Source organism: Isoptericola sp. b408, assembly GCF_030588085.1.
GTDB lineage: Bacteria > Actinomycetota > Actinomycetes > Actinomycetales > Cellulomonadaceae > Isoptericola > Isoptericola sediminis.
Genome location: NZ_JAUQYQ010000004.1, coordinates 166,924 through 183,444 on the forward strand (window position 1 = coordinate 166,924; position 16,521 = coordinate 183,444).

Sequence of the window (16,521 nt, forward strand, 5' to 3'; positions counted from 1 at the left end):
AGCACCCCGCTCGGCCGGCGCGGACCCGACGACGACCGCAGGAGGCCCCGTGACCGCCGACGAGGCGACCGAGCACGACGCCGCATGGTTCGACAGGCTCTTCGCCGCGCACGCGGGTGCCGTGCACCGCTACCTCGTGCGGCGTCTGCCCGCCGGCGACGGCCGACGCGACGAGGCCGAGGACCTCGCGGCGGAGGTGCTCGCCACCGCGTGGCGACGCCGCGAGGACGTCCCCGGCGGCGCCGAGCTGCCGTGGCTCTACCGCACGGCCGGCTACGTGCTGGCCAACCATCGGCGCAAGCACCGGGCGATGCCGGTCGCGGCGGTCCCCGAGCAGCCCGACGACGTCGACCCGGCGGCGCTCGCGGTGACCGACGACGCGGTGCGCGACGTCCTCGGGCGGCTGAGCCCCCGCGACCGGCGCATCCTGCTGCTGGTGGCCTGGGACGGGTTGAGCGGGGACGAGCTCGCCGAGGTGCTCGACGTCTCGCGCGGCGGGGCGGACGCGGCGTTGTCCCGCGCCCGGTCCAGGCTGCGCGCGGCCTGGCTGGAGGCCGTGGGCTCGGCCGGGTCCGCGGACGACGTCGAGCAAGCGAACCGACCGTGACGACACAGACCGGGTGTGCGGACAGGACCGCGCACCGGCACCGTCACCGAAGCGTCAGGAGGTCGTGATGGACCAGCGAGACGAGGCCTTCGACCGGCTCACCGCGGCCGACCCGGCCGCCGGGGTCGAGACGCGGCACGGGGTGCTGCGCGCGAAGACGGACGCGCTGCGCGAGGAGCAGGGCGGACCGGCGCACGGCAGCGCCGACGAGCTCGCGGTCGCACGCGCCCGGCGTCGGTCCGGGTGGCTCGTCGCCGCCGGCGTGGCGGGTGCGGTGGCACTGACCGGCGGCGGGTACGCCGTCGGCGTCGCCGAGGGCGGGGGAGCGGGCCCGACCGTCGCCGACGGCGCGCTGCCCCCGATCTCCCTGGACGGCGGGGCCGGCGGCGAGGGCGGCGTGGTGACGGAGGAGCGCGCGCTCGGCGGTCAGGCCGCGACGGACCCGGCGGTCGGGACGTCCGTGATGCCGGCGCCCGGCTTCGGCGGCCGCGTCACGTTCTCCCAGGAGGGGTTGTCCACCGAGCCGGGCACGGCGGCGGCGCTCGCGTACGACGCCGCCGACGTCGCGACGGAGTCCGGTGCGGCCGACCTGGCCGCGGCCCTCGACGTCGCCGGCGAGCCGCGGTGGGAGTTCGGCTCCTGGGCAGTCGGCCCCCGGGACGGCAGCGGTCCGAGCCTGTGGCTCGCCGCGGACGGCATCGCGTACTTCAGCTACACGGACCCCACCCTGGACCCCTGGCGGTGCGAGGAGGTCGAGGTCCTGCCGGAGGAGTCGACGGAGTCGCAGGGAGCGATCGAGCCGGCTCCCTGCCCCGTCCCCGACGGGGAGACGGTCCCCGCCGAGGACGCCGCCGACGGGCTCCGGGAGCTGATGACCGCGGTCGGCGCCGACCCGGCCGAGTACGAGGTCGAGGTGGCCGAGGCGTCCGGCGTGGGTCGTCGTGCCGTCGCGTACCAGGTGGTCGAGGGCCGGCGCACGGGTGCCACGTGGAGCGTGACGGTCACCGAGGACGGTGTCGCCTGGGCGGACGGGTTCCTCGCCGAGACGGTCTCGCTGGGCGACTACCCCGTCGTCAGCCCGGCCGAGGCGGTCGAGCGGCTCGGCGACCCGCGGTTCGGGCAGCAGACCTGGCCGATCGCGTACGCCGACGACACCGTCTCCGGGCTGGAGCCGAGCACCCGGCAGCTGCCCGCTCCCGACGCGGTGGAGCCCGACCTGAGCGAACCGACCGTCCCGCCGGCGCCGCCGTCGTCGGGCAGCGACCTGTCCTGGCCCGTGCGTGACGTGACGATCACCGGGGCACGGCTCGGGCTCGCCCAGGAGTTCACCGCCGACCAGGGCGTCCTGCTGCTGCCCGCCTACGAGCTCACCGACGCCGACGGCAGCACCTGGTCGGTGGTGGCCGTCGCGGAGGAGGCGCTCGACACCACCTCTCGCTGAGCCGTTTCCCGGGGTACTGTCGGTCGGGTCCTGATGTACAGCGCGAAGGAGGCGCCATGCCCACCCGTACCGCACGCACCGCCTGGAGCGGCACCCTCACCGACGGCTCGGGCAAGGTCGAGCTCGCCAGCTCCGGTACCGGGACCTTCGACGTCTCGTTCCCGCGGCGTGCCGCGGAGTCGGCCGACGGCGTGGCGAGCCCCGAGGAGTTCATCGCCGCCGCCCACTCGTCCTGCTTCGCGATGGCCCTGTCGGCCGAGCTCGCCGCGCTCGGCGGCACGCCCGACCAGGTCGAGGTCACCGCGGACGTGACCCTCGACGACGACCCGAACGGCGGTCACCGGATCACCTCCAGCGTGCTGACCGTGAAGGGTTTCGCCGCCGGTCTCGACGAGGCGTCGTTCCGTCAGGCGGCCGAGGCCGCGAAGATCGGTTGCCCGGTCTCCAAGGCCCTGGGCACCGTCGACGAGATCGTGCTCGAGGTCGTCTACGAGCACTGAGCCGACCCGCGTCATGTCCTGAGCGCCCGTCCCGCCGCCGCGGGGCGGGCGCTCAGCGCTGCAGGGGCGGGGTGTCGGCGCTCGCGCGGTCCAGCACCCCGTGCAGGACCTCGAGCAGCACCTCGCCCTGCGGCCGGGCCGGCTGCCAGCGCAGCACCTCGCGGGCGCGCGAGGCGTCCATGACGATGTTCGCGGCCGCCATGTCGAGCCATCCGGCGTCGATCGGCACGAGGCGGGCGCGGGAGGCGAGGTCCAGGCCCCCGCGCAGCAGGCCGACCGGCAGCTCGACGAGCTGCCCGGCCGCCAGCAGGTCGGCCATGTCCTGACCGGTCAGCGCGCCGTCGGGCGCCAGGTTGAAGGCGCCGCCGTGGCGGCCGACGACGGCGGCGCGCACGGCGGCGGCCGTGTCGTCCGGGTGCAGCACCTGCAGGCGCAGACCCGCCGGGAACGGCATGAGCGGCAGCAGCGGCGGCTCGTCGGGTTCGGGCAGACCCTGCCAGCCCCGCACCGCCCCGCCGAGCGCCTGGCCCAGCGGGCCGGTCGCGACCTTGAGGCCGAGCTGCCCGAGCGGCCCGAGGAAGTAGCGCCCGATCTCGGCACCGGCCTCACGCTGCAGCATGATCGCCGCGCGCATCCGGGTCACGGTCAGCCACGGCTCGGACTCCTCGAGGGCGTCGAGGTGGTGCTCGACCTCGGCCTTCTGCAGCGCGTAGGAGGACCCGGGCACGCCGTCGCGGGGCCAGTCCTCGTCGATCGCGGACCCGTCGGCCGGGCCGGGGGAGTAGACCCCGGAGGCCGACATGAACAGCAGGTGCGGGACCCGGTTGCGGACCACCGCGGCGGTGACCGCACGGGTGCCGTCGACGTTGAGGCGGTGCAGGGTGTCCGGCTCGCGGGCCGGCTGGATCGCCCAGGCCAGGTGGACGACCGCGTCCGCCCCGACGACGGCCGCGTCGAGCCGTTCGGCGACGGTGGCGTCGTCGGTCAGGTCGACGCTCACCCACTCCGCGGCGTCGTGCGGCGGACCGACGGTGCTGGACCCGTCCGTGCGGGGGATCCGGCGGGCGACCCCGACGATCTGGGTCACCACCGGCTCGGCGACGAGGGCCCGCAGGATCGCGGTCCCGACGTTTCCGCTGGCTCCGATGACGACGACGCGCATGCACCGACGCTATCCGCGTGCGGGGCCGGGCGCGCGGGGGACGGCCCAGGAACGCGCGGGTGTGGACGATTCGCCACCATCCCCGACGGCGGTGGCACAATCGCCACGTGTCCGCTCAGACGACCTCAGCGACCGGCCCGGACGGAACGACCTCGTCGGCGCGCTCCGCCGCGCACGGCGACGCCGCGGCGGAGGCACGACGGGAGGCCGACCGCGCGGCGCGGCGAGAGGCGGAACGCGAGGCCCAGGCGGCCGCCGCCGAGGCCCGCGAGGCCGTCGCCGCGGCCCTGCGCACCGTCATGGACGGGACGGTGGACAGCTCCACCCGTCGGCGTGCCGAGTACTCCACGGACGCCTCCAACTACCGCGTGGTGCCCGATCTCGTCGTCTTCCCCCGGAGCACCGACGAGGTGGTGGCGGCGCTGGACGTGCTGCGCGAGCTCGAGGTGCCGGTCACGGCGCGGGGAGCCGGGACCTCGGTGGCCGGCAACTCCGTCGGGCCCGGTGTCGTCCTCGACCTGTCCCAGCACCTGGACACGATCCACGCGGTCGACCCCACGGCGCGGACCGCCGACGTCGAACCGGGCGTCATCATGTCCTCGCTGCAGCACGCGGCGCGGCCGCACGGGCTGCGGTTCGGTCCCGACCCGTCGACGCAGAACCGCGCCACCCTCGGCGGCATGATCGGCAACAACGCGTGCGGCCCGCACGCCGTGGCCTACGGCCGCACCGCCGACAACGTCGTCGCGCTCGACGTGGTCGACGGGCACGGCCGCCGGTTCACCGCGGGCCGGGGCGACGCCGGCTTCGCGGCCGTGCCGGGGCTGGCCGAGCTCGTCCGCGAGAACCTGGCGCTGATCCGTACCGAGTTCGGGCGGTTCGGCCGGCAGGTCTCGGGGTACTCCCTGGAGCACCTGCTGCCCGAGAACGGCTCGGACCTGGCGAAGTTCCTCGTCGGGACCGAGGGCACGCTGGTGACGGTCCTCGGCGCGACCCTCGACCTGGTGCCCCTGCCGAACGCGCCGACCCTGGTGGTGCTCGGCTACCCCGACATGCCCTCGGCCGCCGACGACGTCCCCGTGCTGCTCGAGCACGACCCGCTCGCGATCGAGGGGCTGGACGCCCGGCTCGTCGACGTCGTGCGGCGCGCGAAGGGGGCCGGCGCGGTGCCTGAGCTGCCCGAGGGTGCCGGCTGGCTGATGATCGAGGTCGGCGGGGGCAGCGAGAACGAGGTGCGCGAGCTCGCCGAGATGATCGTGGGCGCCTCGTCCGCCGTCGGCGCGGCCGTCTACCCGGCCGGCCCCGAGGCGACCCGCATGTGGCAGATCCGGGCCGACGGCGCGGGACTGGCCGGGCGGACGCCCGCCGGCGAGCAGGCCTGGCCCGGCTGGGAGGACTCGGCCGTGCCGCCGGAGAACCTCGGTGCCTACCTGCGCGACCTCGACGCGCTCATGGCGCGCTACGGGGTCGACGGGCTGCCGTACGGCCACTTCGGCGACGGGTGCCTGCACCTGCGCATCGACATCCCGCTGGAGGCCTCCGGCTCGGTGCTGCGCACGTTCATGACCGAGGCCGCGCAGCTCGTCGCCCGGTACGGCGGGTCGCTGTCCGGCGAGCACGGGGACGGCCGGGCGCGGTCCGAGCTCCTGCCCCTCATCTACTCGCCCGAGGCCGTCGCCCTGATGGAGCAGGTCAAGGCGTTGTTCGACCCGCGCGACGTGCTCAACCCCGGCGTGGTGGTCCGGCCCGCCGCCGTGGACGCCGACCTGCGTCGCCCGGCCGCGTCGCCGGTGCCCTCCACGGGCCCGGTCGGCCGGAACGGGCTGCTCGGCTCGGGCACGCTGCGTGGGATCTCGAGGAAGACCGGCCACGCCGGCTTCAGCTTCACCCACGACCACGACGACCTGACCGCGGCGGTGCACCGCTGCGTCGGGGTGGGCAAGTGCCGCGCGGACAACGAGGCCTCGGGCGGGTTCATGTGCCCCAGCTACCAGGCGACGCGGGACGAGAAGGACGTCACCCGGGGGCGCGCCCGGGTGCTCCAGGAGGCGGTCAACGGGTCGCTGGTGGGCGGGCTCACCGCCCCGGAGGTCCGCGAGTCGCTCGACCTGTGCCTGAGCTGCAAGGCCTGCTCCTCCGACTGCCCCGCCGGCGTCGACATGGCGCAGTACAAGTCCGAGGTGCTGCACCGCACCTACAAGGGCCGGCCGCGTCCCGTGGACCACTACGCCCTGGGGTGGCTGCCCCGCTGGGCGCGGCTGGCGGGCATCGCCCCGCGCACGATCAACCGGCTGCTGTCGGTCGACTGGATCCGCCGGCCGGTCCTGTGGGCCGGTGGGATGGACACCCGGCGTCAGGTGCCCGAGTTCGCCGAGATGTCGTTCCGCCGCTGGTGGCGGCTCGGGTACGCGACCCGGGGCGTCCCCGGCCTGCCCCACCGGCAGGAGCCCGGCAGGCTCGTCGAGTCCGACCGCCCGAAGGTCGTGCTGTGGACGGACTCGTTCAGCGACTCGATGTCCCCGTCGGTGCCGCAGGCCGCCGTGCGGGTCCTGGAGGCCGCGGGATACGAGGTCGTCGTCCCGACCTCGGCGGCGTGCTGCGGGTTGACCTGGATCTCCACCGGGCAGCTCGACGGTGCGCGACGGCGGCTCGACGGGCTGCTGAAGACCCTCGGCCCGTACGCGGTCAACGGCTACCCCATCCTCGGCCTCGAGCCGTCGTGCACGGCCGTGCTGCGCTCGGACCTGCTGGACCTGTTCCCCGACGACCCGCGGGCCCACGCGGTCGCGGGGGCGACACGGACCCTGGCGGAGCTGCTCACCGACCCGGCCACGGCCCCCGCCGAGGACTCCGGGTGGGAGCTGCCGGACCTCAGCGACGTCACCGCCGTCGTGCAGCCGCACTGCCACCAGCACTCCGTCATGGGGTTCGCCGCCGACCGCGCCCTGCTCGCGCAGGCCGGCGCCACCGTCACCGAGCTGGCGGGCTGCTGCGGCCTGGCGGGCAACTTCGGCATGCAGAAGGGCCACTACGACGTGTCGGTGGCCGTGGCGGAGAACGCCCTGCTGCCGGCCCTGCGGGCGCAGGAGGAGGGCGAGGAGTTCATCGCCGACGGGTTCTCCTGCCGCACCCAGGCCGTCCAGCTCGAGGGCGTCGAGGGCAAGGCGCTGGTCGAGGTGCTCGCCGCACGACTCTGAGCGCGACGGTCGGGGCTACGGGGCGCCGGAGACCTCGGCGACGGCCGAGCGGGCCGGCTCCGGCAGCTCCGGGACGAGCACGGACAGGCTGGACAGCAGCAGGTCGCTGAGGTCCTCGCGGCTCGTGGACCCCTCGCCGAGCCACGCCGCCGTCATGGTCTCCGCCAGCGCGACCCAGCCCCGGGCGAGCAGGTCGAGGCGCGCGTCGGCGGTGACGCCGATGTCCGCCAGCGTCGTCAGCCGTCCCACGAGGTCGGCGCGGATGGCGCGCAGGGCGTCCTCCGTGACCGGGTCCCCGGCGAGCACTCCGCGCCAGATGTCCTCCCACACCCGGCGGCGGGCGGTGACGGACCCCAGGAACGCCGACAGCGCCCGGGCCGGGCGCTCGACCAGCGGCCCGTCGTCGGGTGCGAGGTCGGCGGCGAGCCGCTCGATCGCCTCGAGGGCGACGGCGCGCCGCAGCTGCGCCGTCGTGCCGAAGTAGTGGAACACCAGGCCCTTCGAGGCGCCGGCCTGCGCGGCCACGGCGGCCGGGGTCAGGGTCTCCAGCCCGCCGGCCTCGGCGGCCTCGCAGGCGACGTCGAGGAGCTGTCGCCGACGGTCGGCGGGATCCTGGCGTGTGCGGGAGGTCATAGCACTGTTGTACCCGTCTTGTTGACCGCTGGTCAACAGCAACGCTAGCGTTGTTGACCAATGGTCAACAAGGAGGCGGCGATGCGGATCACCGTGGACGGCGTGCGTGCCGACGGACGGCGCGAGCCGATGCTGACGTCGGTGGGCTTCTCGTGGGCGACCGGCGAGGCGCTGCTCGCCGCTGCGGAGCCCGGTCACGGCCACACGGCGCTGGCGCTGGTCGCGACCGGCCGGTTCGTGCCGTCCGCCGGGACGGTGCGCCTCGACGGCGCCGAGGTCACGCCGGCGAGGCTCCGCCGGATCAGTGCCGTCGTCGACGTGCCGGGGCTCAACGACCCGGACGACGCCCTCACGCTCGCCGACGTGGTCGCCGAGGGCCTGGCCCTCGCCGGTCGCCGGTCCTGGCCCCGGGACGTCGCGCGCTGGCTCGACGCCCACGGGCTGACGCCGGACCGCGGGCGCCGGGTGGACCAGCTGCCGGGCGCGGTGCGGACCGCCGTCCTCGCCGGCCTCGCCGTGGAGGACCCGGAGGTACGGTTCGTCGTCCTCACCCTGCCGGACCGGCACGGCGGCGATCCTGCCGACTGGTGGGACCTGGCCCGCTCGCTGGCCGCCGGCGGCACGGGCGTGCTCGTGCAGTGCACGCGGTCGTCCGCCCGCGACCTCGGCGTCGACCTGCCGGCCGCCGTGGGCGACACGCTCCACGCCCCGCCTCGCGTGGTGCGGCGCGAGGTGCTCCGTCCCTCCGGTCCGGACCCCGAGGTCGAGCCCGAGGGTGACCCCGGGACCCGCCAGGACACCGAGCCCGCCGAGGCCGAGGAGGCCGCCCGATGACCGCCGTCCGCCTGGCCGTGTCCGAGCTGCGTCGGCTGGCCACCGGCACCATGCCGCGTCTGGCCGTCCTCGCGATGGCGCTGGTCCCGACGCTCTACGCCGGGCTGTACCTCTACGCCAACCACGACCCGTACGAGAACCTCGACGAGGTCCCGGCCGCGCTCGTCGTCCAGGACGAGGGGACGACCACCACCGACTCCGTCACGGGGGAGGAGACCGAGCGGGCCTTCGGTGCCGACGTCGCCGACGAGCTCGAGGACGACGGCGGGTTCGGGTGGGTCGAGACCACCCAGCAGGACGCCGAGGTCGGGGTGCGGTCCGGGCGGTTCGACGCCGCGCTGATCATCGGTCCCACCTTCTCCGCGGACCTGGTCTCCGCCGGCGAGTTCGAGCCGGAGCAGGCCAGCCTCACGCTCCTGACGAACGACGCCAACAACTACCTCGCCGGCACCATCGCCGACCAGATCGTCGGGCAGGTGCGCGACTCGATCGCCGAGCAGGTCGGCACCGAGGCCGCCGACCAGTTCCTGCGCGGGTTCGCCTCCATCCACACCAACCTCGCCTACGCCGTGGACGGCGCCGGGCAGCTCCTCGACGGGTCGCGCCGGCTCCGCGACGGCACCGACGACGCGGCGGAGGGCGCGCACGCGCTCGCCGACGGGGCGCGCCGCACGGCCGACGGCGCCGCCACCCTGGACGAGAAGGTCGGGCCGCTCGTCGACGCCGTCGACCGGCTCGACGACGGTGCCGGGAACCTGTCGAGCGGTCTCGACGACCTGCGCGACGCCACCGCGTCGTTGCCCGCGGACACGCGTCGGCTGGCGGACGGCGCGCAGGAGGTGGCCGACGGCGACGCCGAGGTCGCGCGGTACGGGCGCCAGGCCTCCGACGCCGCGCACGACGTGCTGCCGGCCCTCGATGCCGTCCGGGACGGTGTGGACACCGCGCTCGCCGACCGCCTGGACGGTCTCGTGGCCGACGGCACCCTCACCCGGGCCCAGGCCGACGCCCTCGCCGCGGACGTCCGGAACCAGGTGACCCCGGTCGTGGACGAGCAGCGCGCCCAGGTCAGCGACTCCGTCGCACAGGTGGACGACGCGTCGGCACGGCTCGACTCCCTGGCCGAGGGCGCGCAGCAGGTCGCCGACGGCGCCGACTCCCTGGCGGACGCCACCCCCGCCCTGGCCGACGGCATCTCCTCGGCGGCGGACGGCGCCGACCGGCTCGCCGACGGCACCTCCCGGCTCACCGCGTCCACCCCGGCGCTCGCCGACGGGGTCGGGCGGCTGGCCGACGGGACCGCGCGGGTCGCCTCCGGGTCGGCCGACCTCGCCGACGGCACCGACCGCCTCGCGGACGGTTCCGCCGACCTCGCCGAGGGTGCCGACGAGCTCCGCGACGGGCTCGCCCAGGGGCTGGGCCAGGTCCCGGACCTGGACGACGAGACGCGGACCGACACGGCCGACACGATCGGCAACCCGGTCCGGGTGCGCGACGAGTCGCTCTCCTCGGCCGGGACCTACGGGGGCGGGCTCGCCCCGTTCTTCCTGTCGTTGGCCGCCTGGATCGGCGCCTACGTCCTGTTCCTGCTGGTGCGTCCGCTGTCGACGCGCGCGCTGGCCGCCGGCCGCTCGGGCCTGGCCACGGCGCTGGGCGGGTGGGCCGTCCCCGCGGCGATCGGCGTCGTACAGGTCGGGCTGATGTTCACCGTCACGAAGTTCGCGCTCGACATCGACCCGGCCCACGGGCTGCTCACTGCCCTGTTCCTGGTGCTGGTCTCCGGGACGTTCGTCGCGATCCTGCAGGCCCTCAACGCCTGGCTCGGGGCGGCGGGCCAGTTCCTCGGCCTGGTCCTCATGCTGGTCCAGCTCGTGACGGCGGGCGGGACGTTCCCGTGGCAGACCATCCCCGAGCCGCTGCGGTCCCTGCACCGGTTCATGCCCATGACCTACGCGGTGGAGGGTCTGCGCCAGCTGCTCTACGGGGGGAGCCTCGACGCCGCCGGACGCTGCGCCGTCGTCCTGGCGGGAGTGTTCCTCGGGGCGATCGGGGCCACCGCGCTCGCGGCCCGACGCCGACGCGTGTGGACGGTGACGGCGTTGCAGCCCGAGCTGGTGCTCTGACCGGCACGTCCTGGCAGGCTGGGCGCATGGAGTTCCGTGACGTGGTCCGACGGCGGCGCATGGTCCGGCGGTTCGGCCCGGACCCGGTGGACCCGGCGGTGGTGGACCGGCTGCTCGCCCACGCCGTGCGCGCCCCGAGCGCCGGGTTCACCCAGGGCTGGTCGTTCCTGGTCCTGACCACCGACACCGAGCGCGAACGGTTCTGGCGCGCCACCACCCCCACGGACTCCCCGCGGGACATGTCGAGGTGGCTGGCCGGGATGCGCACCGCCCCGGTGCTGGTCGTGGCGCTGGCCTCGAAGGCCGCCTACGTGGGCCGCTACGCCGAGCCGGACAAGGGCTGGACCGACCGCGACGAGGCGCGCTGGCCGGTGCCGTACTGGCACGTGGACGCCGGGATGGCCTCGCTGCTCATGCTCCAGACCGCCGTCGACGAGGGGCTCGGCGCCTGCTTCTTCGGGATCGACGCCGGGAGCCTCGACCGGTTCCGCGAGGCGTTCGGCGTCCCGGCGGAGTGGGCGCCCACCGGGGTGGTCGCCGTCGGGCACCCCGAGAGCGGGGGTGCGAAGGGTTCGCCGTCGCGGCGGCGGCGCAAGCCGCTGGACGAGGTGGTGCACCGCGGGGCGTGGTGAGCGCTCGGCTCAGGTCTCGTACGCCCGGAGCCACCGGGTCAGGACGCCTTCGAGCGCCCTCTGGTCCTCCGCCGAGAGCTGGTTGACCAGGCGACGCTCGTTCGCCATGTGGTCGGTGAACGCCGCGTCGATCCGTTCGACGCCCGCCGGGGTCAGGGCGACGAGGCGCCGGCGCCCGTCGCCCCCCGGGGCGGCACGACGTTCCACCAGGCCGGCGGCGACCAGCCGGTCGATCCGCTTGGTCATCGCGCCGGTGGTGACCATCGTGTGCTCCGCCAGCTCACCCGGGGCGCGTTCGTAGGGGGCTCCGGCGCGGCGGAGGGTGGCGAGCACGTCGAACTCGCCCTCGCCGAGCCCGTGCCGGGCGTAGACGGTGTGCAGCTCGTCGGTGAGGTAGCCGGCCAGGCGGTGCAGGCGCCCGACGACGCCCTGCGGCGAGACGTCGAGGTCGGGCCGCTCGCGCCGCCACTCGGCCTGGATCCGCGCGACGCGGTCGGGGGTGCCGGAGGTGCTGTCCGTGGTCGGGGGCGCGGCCATGGGGGAATAATATCTTCCCTGGAAGACATTATTGCTTCCGTGGAAACTACTTGGCGATGGATGCTCCTCACGGCCGTGGCGCCGGTGGCCTGGGGCTCGACCTACTACGTGACGCGCGAGTTCCTACCGGCCGACGACCCCCTCTGGGGCGCCGCGCTGCGGGCCCTGCCGGCGGGTCTCCTGCTGCTCGTCCTGGCGCGCCGGCTGCCGCGGGGTGCGTGGTGGTGGCGCTCGGCGGTGCTGGGCGTCCTCAACGTCGGCGCGTTCTTCGTCCTCGTCTACGTCGCCTCGACCCGGCTGCCCTCGAGCGTGGCCTCCACCGTCATGGCGACGTCCGCGATCACGCTCATGCTGCTCGCGTGGCCGCTGCTCGGCGAGCGCCCGGCCTGGCGGGGCCTCGCCGGGGCGTCCGCCGGTCTCGTCGGCGTCGTGGTGCTGGTCGTGGAGGGCGGGGCCGCCGTCGACCCGTGGGGCGTCGCCGCGTCCGCGACCGCGATGCTGCTGTCCTCGACGGGGTACGTGCTCACCAAGCGCTGGGCGCCCGCCGAGCCGATGACGGCCGTCACCGCCTGGCAGCTCACGGCCGGCGGGCTGCTGCTCCTGCCCGTTGCCGCCGCCGTGGACGGGGCGCCGCCGGTGCTGGACGCGAGCGCCGTCGCCGGGTTCGCGTACGTCTCCCTCGTGGCCACCGCCGTGGCGTTCGTCGCCTGGTTCACCGGTCTGCGGCACCTGCCGGCGGGTGCGGTCGGCGTCGTCGGGCTGCTCAACCCCGTCACCGGGGTCCTGCTCGGGACGCTGCTCGCCGACGAGTCCTTCGGCCCGCGCCGGGCAGCCGGCACGATGCTCGTGCTCGGCGGGGTCCTGCTGGCGGCCCGCAGCGCCCGTCAGACGCCGAGGCGGGTGCGCACCGGCGCCGGCAGCTCGACGACGTCGTCGATCGTGTCCAGGTCCGCGGCGGTCCCGGCGCGCAGCACGACGGCGCAGTGCAGCCCGTGACGGGTCGCCTCGGCCTCGTGCGCGGCCCGCGAACGGGCGCCGAACCGGAAACGGAGGTCGGCACCGACCGGGACGCCGAGCAGGTTCGTCCCGGTGCCGTGCCGGTCGGTCGCGACGACGACGTCGGCGTGCGCCGACACGACGGCGTCGACGTCCGCATCGCCCAGCAGCGGAAGGTCCGCGTGGACGACCAGCATCCGGCCCGCGTCCGGCCCCGCCGGCGCGGTCGCGGACAGCTCGTCGCGCGCGTGCTCCAGGGCGGCGTTCAGCCCCGGCCGACCGGCCGGCTCGGCGAGCACCTCGACTGCCGGCCCCGGGACGCCGGACAGGACCTCGCGGGCGAACCCGGCGTCCGCGGTGACCACCACGACCCGGTCCACGTGGTCGCTCGCCGCCAGCACGCCCAGGACGTGCCGCGCGAGCGCGACGACGAGCCGACGCCGGGCCGCCGGGTCCAGCGACGTGGACAGCCGGGACTTGCCGCTGACCCCGTCCCGCAGCGGTACGACGGCGGTCACCCCGGCGGGCTGCGGCCGTGCCGTCGCCTCCGGCACGGTCACGAGCCGGCGAGCTCCAGCAGCTCGCGGGCCAGGCGCTCGCGGCCCTCGGGACCGCCCATGACGGTGTCGGTCACCAGGACCTCGAACCCGAGGTCGGCGATCGGGGCGGCCAGCGCCTCGTCGGCGGCGTCGATCACCATGACGTCGACCAGCCCCGTGTAGAGCCGGGCCACGCCGAGCGCCGAGACGTCGTGCCCGAGGGACTCCAGCACCTGGGCGGCGGGGCCCTTCAGCGCGCGGCCGCCGACGATCGGGCTCACGGCCACACGGCGCGGTCCGCCCGCCCGGAGCGCCTCGCGCACCCCGGGCACGCCCAGCACCGGCTCCACCGACAGGAACGGGTTCGACGGCGCCACCACGAGCAGGTCGCCGCCGGTGATCGCGTCCAGGACGCCGGGGCCCGGGCGGGCGGCGTCGATCCCGGCGAAGTCCAGGTCGAGCACGGCGTCCGCGTGCTGCCGCCGCACGAAGTACTCCTGGAACTCCAGCTCGCCGTCCGGGGTCGTGATCCGCGTGCGCACGGCGTCGTCGGTGACGGGCAGCAGGCGGGCATGGACGCCGAGCGAGCGCGTGAGCGCCGCGGTGACCGCGCTGAGCGGTTCCCCGGCGCGCAGCCGGGCGGTGCGCACCACGTGCGTGGCGAGGTCCTTGTCGCCCAGGGTGAACCAGGTGTCCTCGCCGAGGCGGCCGAGCTGGTCGAGCATCGCGTAGGACTCGCCCGTCAGCCCCCAGCCGCGCTCCTCGTCGTTGAGCCCGGCCAGCGTGTACATCACCGTGTCGAGGTCCGGCGAGACGTGCAGCCCGTGCCGCTCCGTGTCGTCACCGACGTTGACCACGCAGGTCAGACCGCCGTGCGCGCCGGGGGCTCCGCCGTCGGGCAGGGCGCGGGCGAAACCGTGCGCGAGGCGTGCGCCGCCGACGCCGCCGGCCAGGAGGGTCACCGAAGTACTCACGCCCCGAGCCTAAAGGCGTCATGATGGCCCCATGGCTGTCTTCGCGTTCTCCGTCGCCCCGCTCGGTGCCGGCGAGTCGGTCACCGACTCCGTCGCCGAGGCCGTCCGCATCGTGCGGGAGTCCGGCCTGCCCAACCGCACCACCTCGATGTTCACCGAGATCGAGGGGGAGTGGGACGAGGTCATGCCGGTCATCCAGCGCGCCACCGAGGCCGTCGGCAACGGCGGCCACCGCGTGTCCCTCGTGCTCAAGGCCGACATCCGCCCCGGCCGCACCGGCCAGCTGGAGGGCAAGGTGGCCCGCGTCGAGGAGGCGCTCGCCGAGGACGAGTCCGCGACCGGACACGCCTGACACGGCACGAGAAGTCCGGCGCGTCCCCCGTGCCGGATCCCGGGGATGTGCCGGTTCTGTGTGGTGAGAGTCGTCACTCACCTGGGGTGTTGTACGACCCCTGAGGGCCCGCCGTAGGCTATGGCGGATCGCGGCCACACGGGCCGCGTGCGGAGCCGGGGGAGTCAGCGCGATGCCACTGTTCGAGGTCGACGCCAGCAGGCCGCTCCTCGTCCAGTCCGGGCAGACCGCGGGGTCGGTCGAACCCGGGCTCCGGACGACGGCGCACCGGGTCGTGGACTCCCACATCGACGGGCTGCTCGGCGAGCAGATCTTCCCCGTCGCCCAGGGGAGCGGTCCCGACGAGCCGCACCTGCTGGCCCTGGACGCCACCGGGTCGCCCGTCGTCGTCGAGCTCGTGGCGAACCTCGACAAGTCCGCCCTGACACGGGCGCTGGACCACGCGGGCTGGGCGGGCCGGCTCACCCGCGGCGAGCTGGCTTCGCGCTACCACGGCGGCCACAGCGCCTTCCAGCGCGACATCGCCACCTTCTACGACTCGGTCCCGATCACCCGGTCGCAGCCGGGCCGCTCCAGCGCGCGCCTCATCGTCATCTGCCAGGAGGCCGGCGAGGACATCCTCAACGCCGTCGACTTCCTGCGGCAGCCCACGATGCCCGTCGAGGTCCTCAAGATGGGCGTCATGCACGGGCAGGACGGCCGCCGGTTCGTCGACGTCTCGCCGCTGGTCATCCACCCGGCGTCCGACTCGACGTCGCCCCGGCTGTCGGGTCCCGGCCGCCCGGGTGGCGAGAACGCGGCGTCCGCTGCGTCGGGGTCCCGGACCGAGGCGGAGCCGGAGTCGTTCGTCGAGGGGGTCAAGGTCGGCCTCGCCCTGACGGGCAAGAGCCCCGCCGTCGCCGTCCCCGCCGGTGGGGACGGCGAGACCGGTGCGCCGGTCCCCGCTCCGCACCCACGTGACGCCGTCGGCGACACCGCCGAGCAGCCGCCCCTGCGCCGGGGCCGTGCGGCGCGACGTGCGGAGGCCGCGGGCGGTGTCCCGGGCCCGAGCAGCCTGTCGGTGCCGCAGGTGCCGACGTCGAAGCAGTCGCCGCCGACGCCGGTGCCCGCGCCCGCGACGGGGCACGGGCCGGTCCCGCCCCCGCCGTCGACGGGGCACGCGCCGGTCCCGCCCGCGCCCGCGACCGGGCACGCGCCGGTCCCGCCCCCGCCGTCCGGGGACGGACCGCAGGTCCCGCGGCGCCGGTCCCGCAGCGACCGCTTCCGCGAGGGTGGCACCACGTCGGACCCCGCACCGCGCCGCCGCCCGGCCTCCGCCGACGACCTCGACCTGGCCGGACTGGCACGTCGCACGACGTCCGCGGCGAGCCCGGACACGCCGTCGGCGCTCGACCTGCCCGTCCCCGGCGCAGGCTCCCGGAACACGGACCCCCTCGACTCGTGGACCCCGTGGTCGGAGACGTCCGAGCGGGACTGGAAGCCGTCCACCCCGGGTGGTTGGACGGACGCCTCGGACGACCTGCCGCGTCTGCAGGTCCCCCCGCTGGAGGCGCCGTCGTACACGCCGCCGCCCGAGCGGCGGATGTACGAGGCGGCCGCCGACGAGGACGAGGTGGACGAGGACCTCGTGGCGCTGGCGAAGATGTTCGGGCGCCCCACGTACCTCGAGTGGTCGCGGCCGCGTCGCCAGCAGCACTTCGAGGCGTTGCTCCACACGGACGGCGTCATCGAGCTGCCCGACGGGTCGCGGTACCAGCACCCGGACCACGCGGCGTCGGCGGCCTGCGGGGCGCCGACGGACGACGGCTGGAACGTCTGGCGCGTCGTGCCGGACGGGGTCACCCTGCTCGAGGCCTACCGGAGCCGCTTCGCCTGACCCCGCCCTGCGTTGTGGGTATGAAAATCGCGGTCGCGCAGCGCTGCGCCCCCGCGCGTGGCAAACCCCCAACCACCGGGGTCAGGGCACGACGACGAGCGTGCCGGGCTGGTCGCCG

General features: G+C 75.6%; 15 protein-coding genes. 10 read left to right on the forward strand and 5 right to left on the reverse strand.

Annotation, left to right across the window (positions count from 1 at the left end):
* The first annotated feature begins 49 nt into the window (after positions 1–49).
* From Q6347_RS12310 to Q6347_RS12320, 3 genes are all read left to right on the forward strand, one after another.
* Positions 50–607 (forward strand): RNA polymerase sigma factor, encoded by a 558-nt coding sequence (locus tag Q6347_RS12310; RefSeq protein ID WP_304604489.1) that lies wholly within the window; start codon positions 50–52, stop codon positions 605–607.
* Positions 608–674: 67 nt separating this feature from the next.
* Positions 675–2,048, forward strand: coding sequence for a hypothetical protein (locus tag Q6347_RS12315; protein WP_304604488.1), 1,374 nt, complete (start codon positions 675–677; stop codon positions 2,046–2,048).
* A gap of 56 nt (positions 2,049–2,104) precedes the next feature.
* Positions 2,105–2,548 carry an OsmC family peroxiredoxin gene (locus tag Q6347_RS12320; RefSeq protein WP_171245605.1) on the forward strand — a complete coding sequence of 148 codons (444 nt, stop codon included), beginning with the start codon at positions 2,105–2,107 and terminating at the stop codon, positions 2,546–2,548.
* A gap of 52 nt (positions 2,549–2,600) precedes the next feature.
* On the opposite strand, the gene Q6347_RS12325 is transcribed toward Q6347_RS12320, so the two are convergent.
* Complete coding sequence (locus tag Q6347_RS12325; RefSeq protein ID WP_171245604.1) at positions 2,601–3,710, reverse strand: NAD-dependent epimerase/dehydratase family protein; 1,110 nt, start codon at positions 3,708–3,710, stop codon at positions 2,601–2,603.
* A 299-nt stretch (positions 3,711–4,009) separates the two neighbouring features.
* Here Q6347_RS12325 and Q6347_RS12330 point away from each other — a divergent pair, with 299 nt between their 5' ends.
* The gene (locus Q6347_RS12330) at positions 4,010–6,907 is read left to right on the forward strand and encodes an FAD-binding and (Fe-S)-binding domain-containing protein (protein WP_304607625.1); all 2,898 of its coding nucleotides are present in this window, start codon (positions 4,010–4,012) and stop codon (positions 6,905–6,907) included.
* Between the two features lie 15 nt (positions 6,908–6,922).
* On the opposite strand, the gene Q6347_RS12335 is transcribed toward Q6347_RS12330, so the two are convergent.
* Complete coding sequence (locus Q6347_RS12335) at positions 6,923–7,540, reverse strand: TetR/AcrR family transcriptional regulator (RefSeq protein WP_304604486.1); 618 nt, start codon at positions 7,538–7,540, stop codon at positions 6,923–6,925.
* An 81-nt stretch (positions 7,541–7,621) separates the two neighbouring features.
* Between Q6347_RS12335 and Q6347_RS12340 the strand changes: the two genes are divergently transcribed.
* Genes Q6347_RS12340 through Q6347_RS12350 form a run of 3 tightly spaced genes read left to right on the forward strand, consistent with a single transcriptional unit; the run spans position 7,622 to position 11,129 of the window.
* The gene (locus tag Q6347_RS12340; RefSeq protein ID WP_304604485.1) at positions 7,622–8,374 is read left to right on the forward strand and encodes a hypothetical protein; all 753 of its coding nucleotides are present in this window, start codon (positions 7,622–7,624) and stop codon (positions 8,372–8,374) included.
* Positions 8,371–10,497 (forward strand): YhgE/Pip domain-containing protein, encoded by a 2,127-nt coding sequence (locus tag Q6347_RS12345; protein ID WP_304607501.1) that lies wholly within the window; start codon positions 8,371–8,373, stop codon positions 10,495–10,497. Before Q6347_RS12340 ends, Q6347_RS12345 begins: the two co-directional genes overlap by 4 nt.
* 26 nt (positions 10,498–10,523) lie before the next feature.
* A complete protein-coding gene (locus tag Q6347_RS12350; RefSeq protein WP_304607502.1) occupies positions 10,524–11,129 on the forward strand; it encodes a nitroreductase family protein in 606 nt (201 codons plus the stop codon).
* 9 nt (positions 11,130–11,138) lie between these two features.
* On the opposite strand, the gene Q6347_RS12355 is transcribed toward Q6347_RS12350, so the two are convergent.
* On the reverse strand, positions 11,139–11,666 hold the full coding sequence (locus Q6347_RS12355; protein WP_304607503.1) for a MarR family winged helix-turn-helix transcriptional regulator: 528 nt from the start codon (positions 11,664–11,666) through the stop codon (positions 11,139–11,141).
* A 60-nt stretch (positions 11,667–11,726) separates the two neighbouring features.
* Here Q6347_RS12355 and Q6347_RS12360 point away from each other — a divergent pair, with 60 nt between their 5' ends.
* Complete coding sequence (locus Q6347_RS12360) at positions 11,727–12,662, forward strand: DMT family transporter (RefSeq protein WP_304604621.1); 936 nt, start codon at positions 11,727–11,729, stop codon at positions 12,660–12,662.
* Here the strand turns inward: Q6347_RS12360 and cofC are convergent.
* Together cofC and cofD are read right to left on the reverse strand one after the other, a co-directional pair.
* The gene (cofC, locus tag Q6347_RS12365) at positions 12,551–13,222 is read right to left on the reverse strand and encodes a 2-phospho-L-lactate guanylyltransferase (protein ID WP_304604481.1); all 672 of its coding nucleotides are present in this window, start codon (positions 13,220–13,222) and stop codon (positions 12,551–12,553) included. The genes Q6347_RS12360 and cofC overlap by 112 nt on opposite strands.
* Positions 13,219–14,175 carry a 2-phospho-L-lactate transferase gene (gene cofD / locus Q6347_RS12370; protein ID WP_304604480.1) on the reverse strand — a complete coding sequence of 319 codons (957 nt, stop codon included), beginning with the start codon at positions 14,173–14,175 and terminating at the stop codon, positions 13,219–13,221. The genes cofC and cofD overlap by 4 nt, the downstream gene beginning before the upstream one ends.
* Positions 14,176–14,206: 31 nt before the next feature.
* Between cofD and Q6347_RS12375 the strand changes: the two genes are divergently transcribed.
* Together Q6347_RS12375 and Q6347_RS12380 are read left to right on the forward strand one after the other, a co-directional pair.
* Positions 14,207–14,527 (forward strand): MTH1187 family thiamine-binding protein, encoded by a 321-nt coding sequence (locus tag Q6347_RS12375; RefSeq protein ID WP_171245597.1) that lies wholly within the window; start codon positions 14,207–14,209, stop codon positions 14,525–14,527.
* A gap of 172 nt (positions 14,528–14,699) precedes the next feature.
* Positions 14,700–16,403, forward strand: a complete 1,704-nt coding sequence (locus tag Q6347_RS12380) for a hypothetical protein (RefSeq protein WP_304607504.1) — start codon at positions 14,700–14,702, stop codon at positions 16,401–16,403.
* Positions 16,404–16,521 lie beyond the last annotated feature (118 nt).

Bases quoted from the DNA above. Each gene is read 5' to 3' on its own strand.
- Q6347_RS12315 (WP_304604488.1), top strand. From the start codon at position 675: ATGGACCAGCGAGACGAGGCCTTCGACCGGCTCACCGCGGCCGACCCG.
- Q6347_RS12320 (WP_171245605.1), top strand. From the start codon at position 2,105: ATGCCCACCCGTACCGCACGCACCGCCTGGAGCGGCACCCTCACCGAC.
- Q6347_RS12325 (WP_171245604.1), bottom strand. From the start codon at position 3,710: ATGCGCGTCGTCGTCATCGGAGCCAGCGGAAACGTCGGGACCGCGATC.
- Q6347_RS12330 (WP_304607625.1), top strand. From the start codon at position 4,010: ATGGACGGGACGGTGGACAGCTCCACCCGTCGGCGTGCCGAGTACTCC.
- Q6347_RS12335 (WP_304604486.1), bottom strand. From the start codon at position 7,540: ATGACCTCCCGCACACGCCAGGATCCCGCCGACCGTCGGCGACAGCTC.
- Q6347_RS12340 (WP_304604485.1), top strand. From the start codon at position 7,622: ATGCGGATCACCGTGGACGGCGTGCGTGCCGACGGACGGCGCGAGCCG.
- Q6347_RS12345 (WP_304607501.1), top strand. From the start codon at position 8,371: ATGACCGCCGTCCGCCTGGCCGTGTCCGAGCTGCGTCGGCTGGCCACC.
- Q6347_RS12350 (WP_304607502.1), top strand. From the start codon at position 10,524: ATGGAGTTCCGTGACGTGGTCCGACGGCGGCGCATGGTCCGGCGGTTC.
- Q6347_RS12355 (WP_304607503.1), bottom strand. From the start codon at position 11,666: ATGGCCGCGCCCCCGACCACGGACAGCACCTCCGGCACCCCCGACCGC.
- Q6347_RS12360 (WP_304604621.1), top strand. From the start codon at position 11,727: ATGCTCCTCACGGCCGTGGCGCCGGTGGCCTGGGGCTCGACCTACTAC.
- Q6347_RS12375 (WP_171245597.1), top strand. From the start codon at position 14,207: ATGGCTGTCTTCGCGTTCTCCGTCGCCCCGCTCGGTGCCGGCGAGTCG.
- Q6347_RS12380 (WP_304607504.1), top strand. From the start codon at position 14,700: ATGCCACTGTTCGAGGTCGACGCCAGCAGGCCGCTCCTCGTCCAGTCC.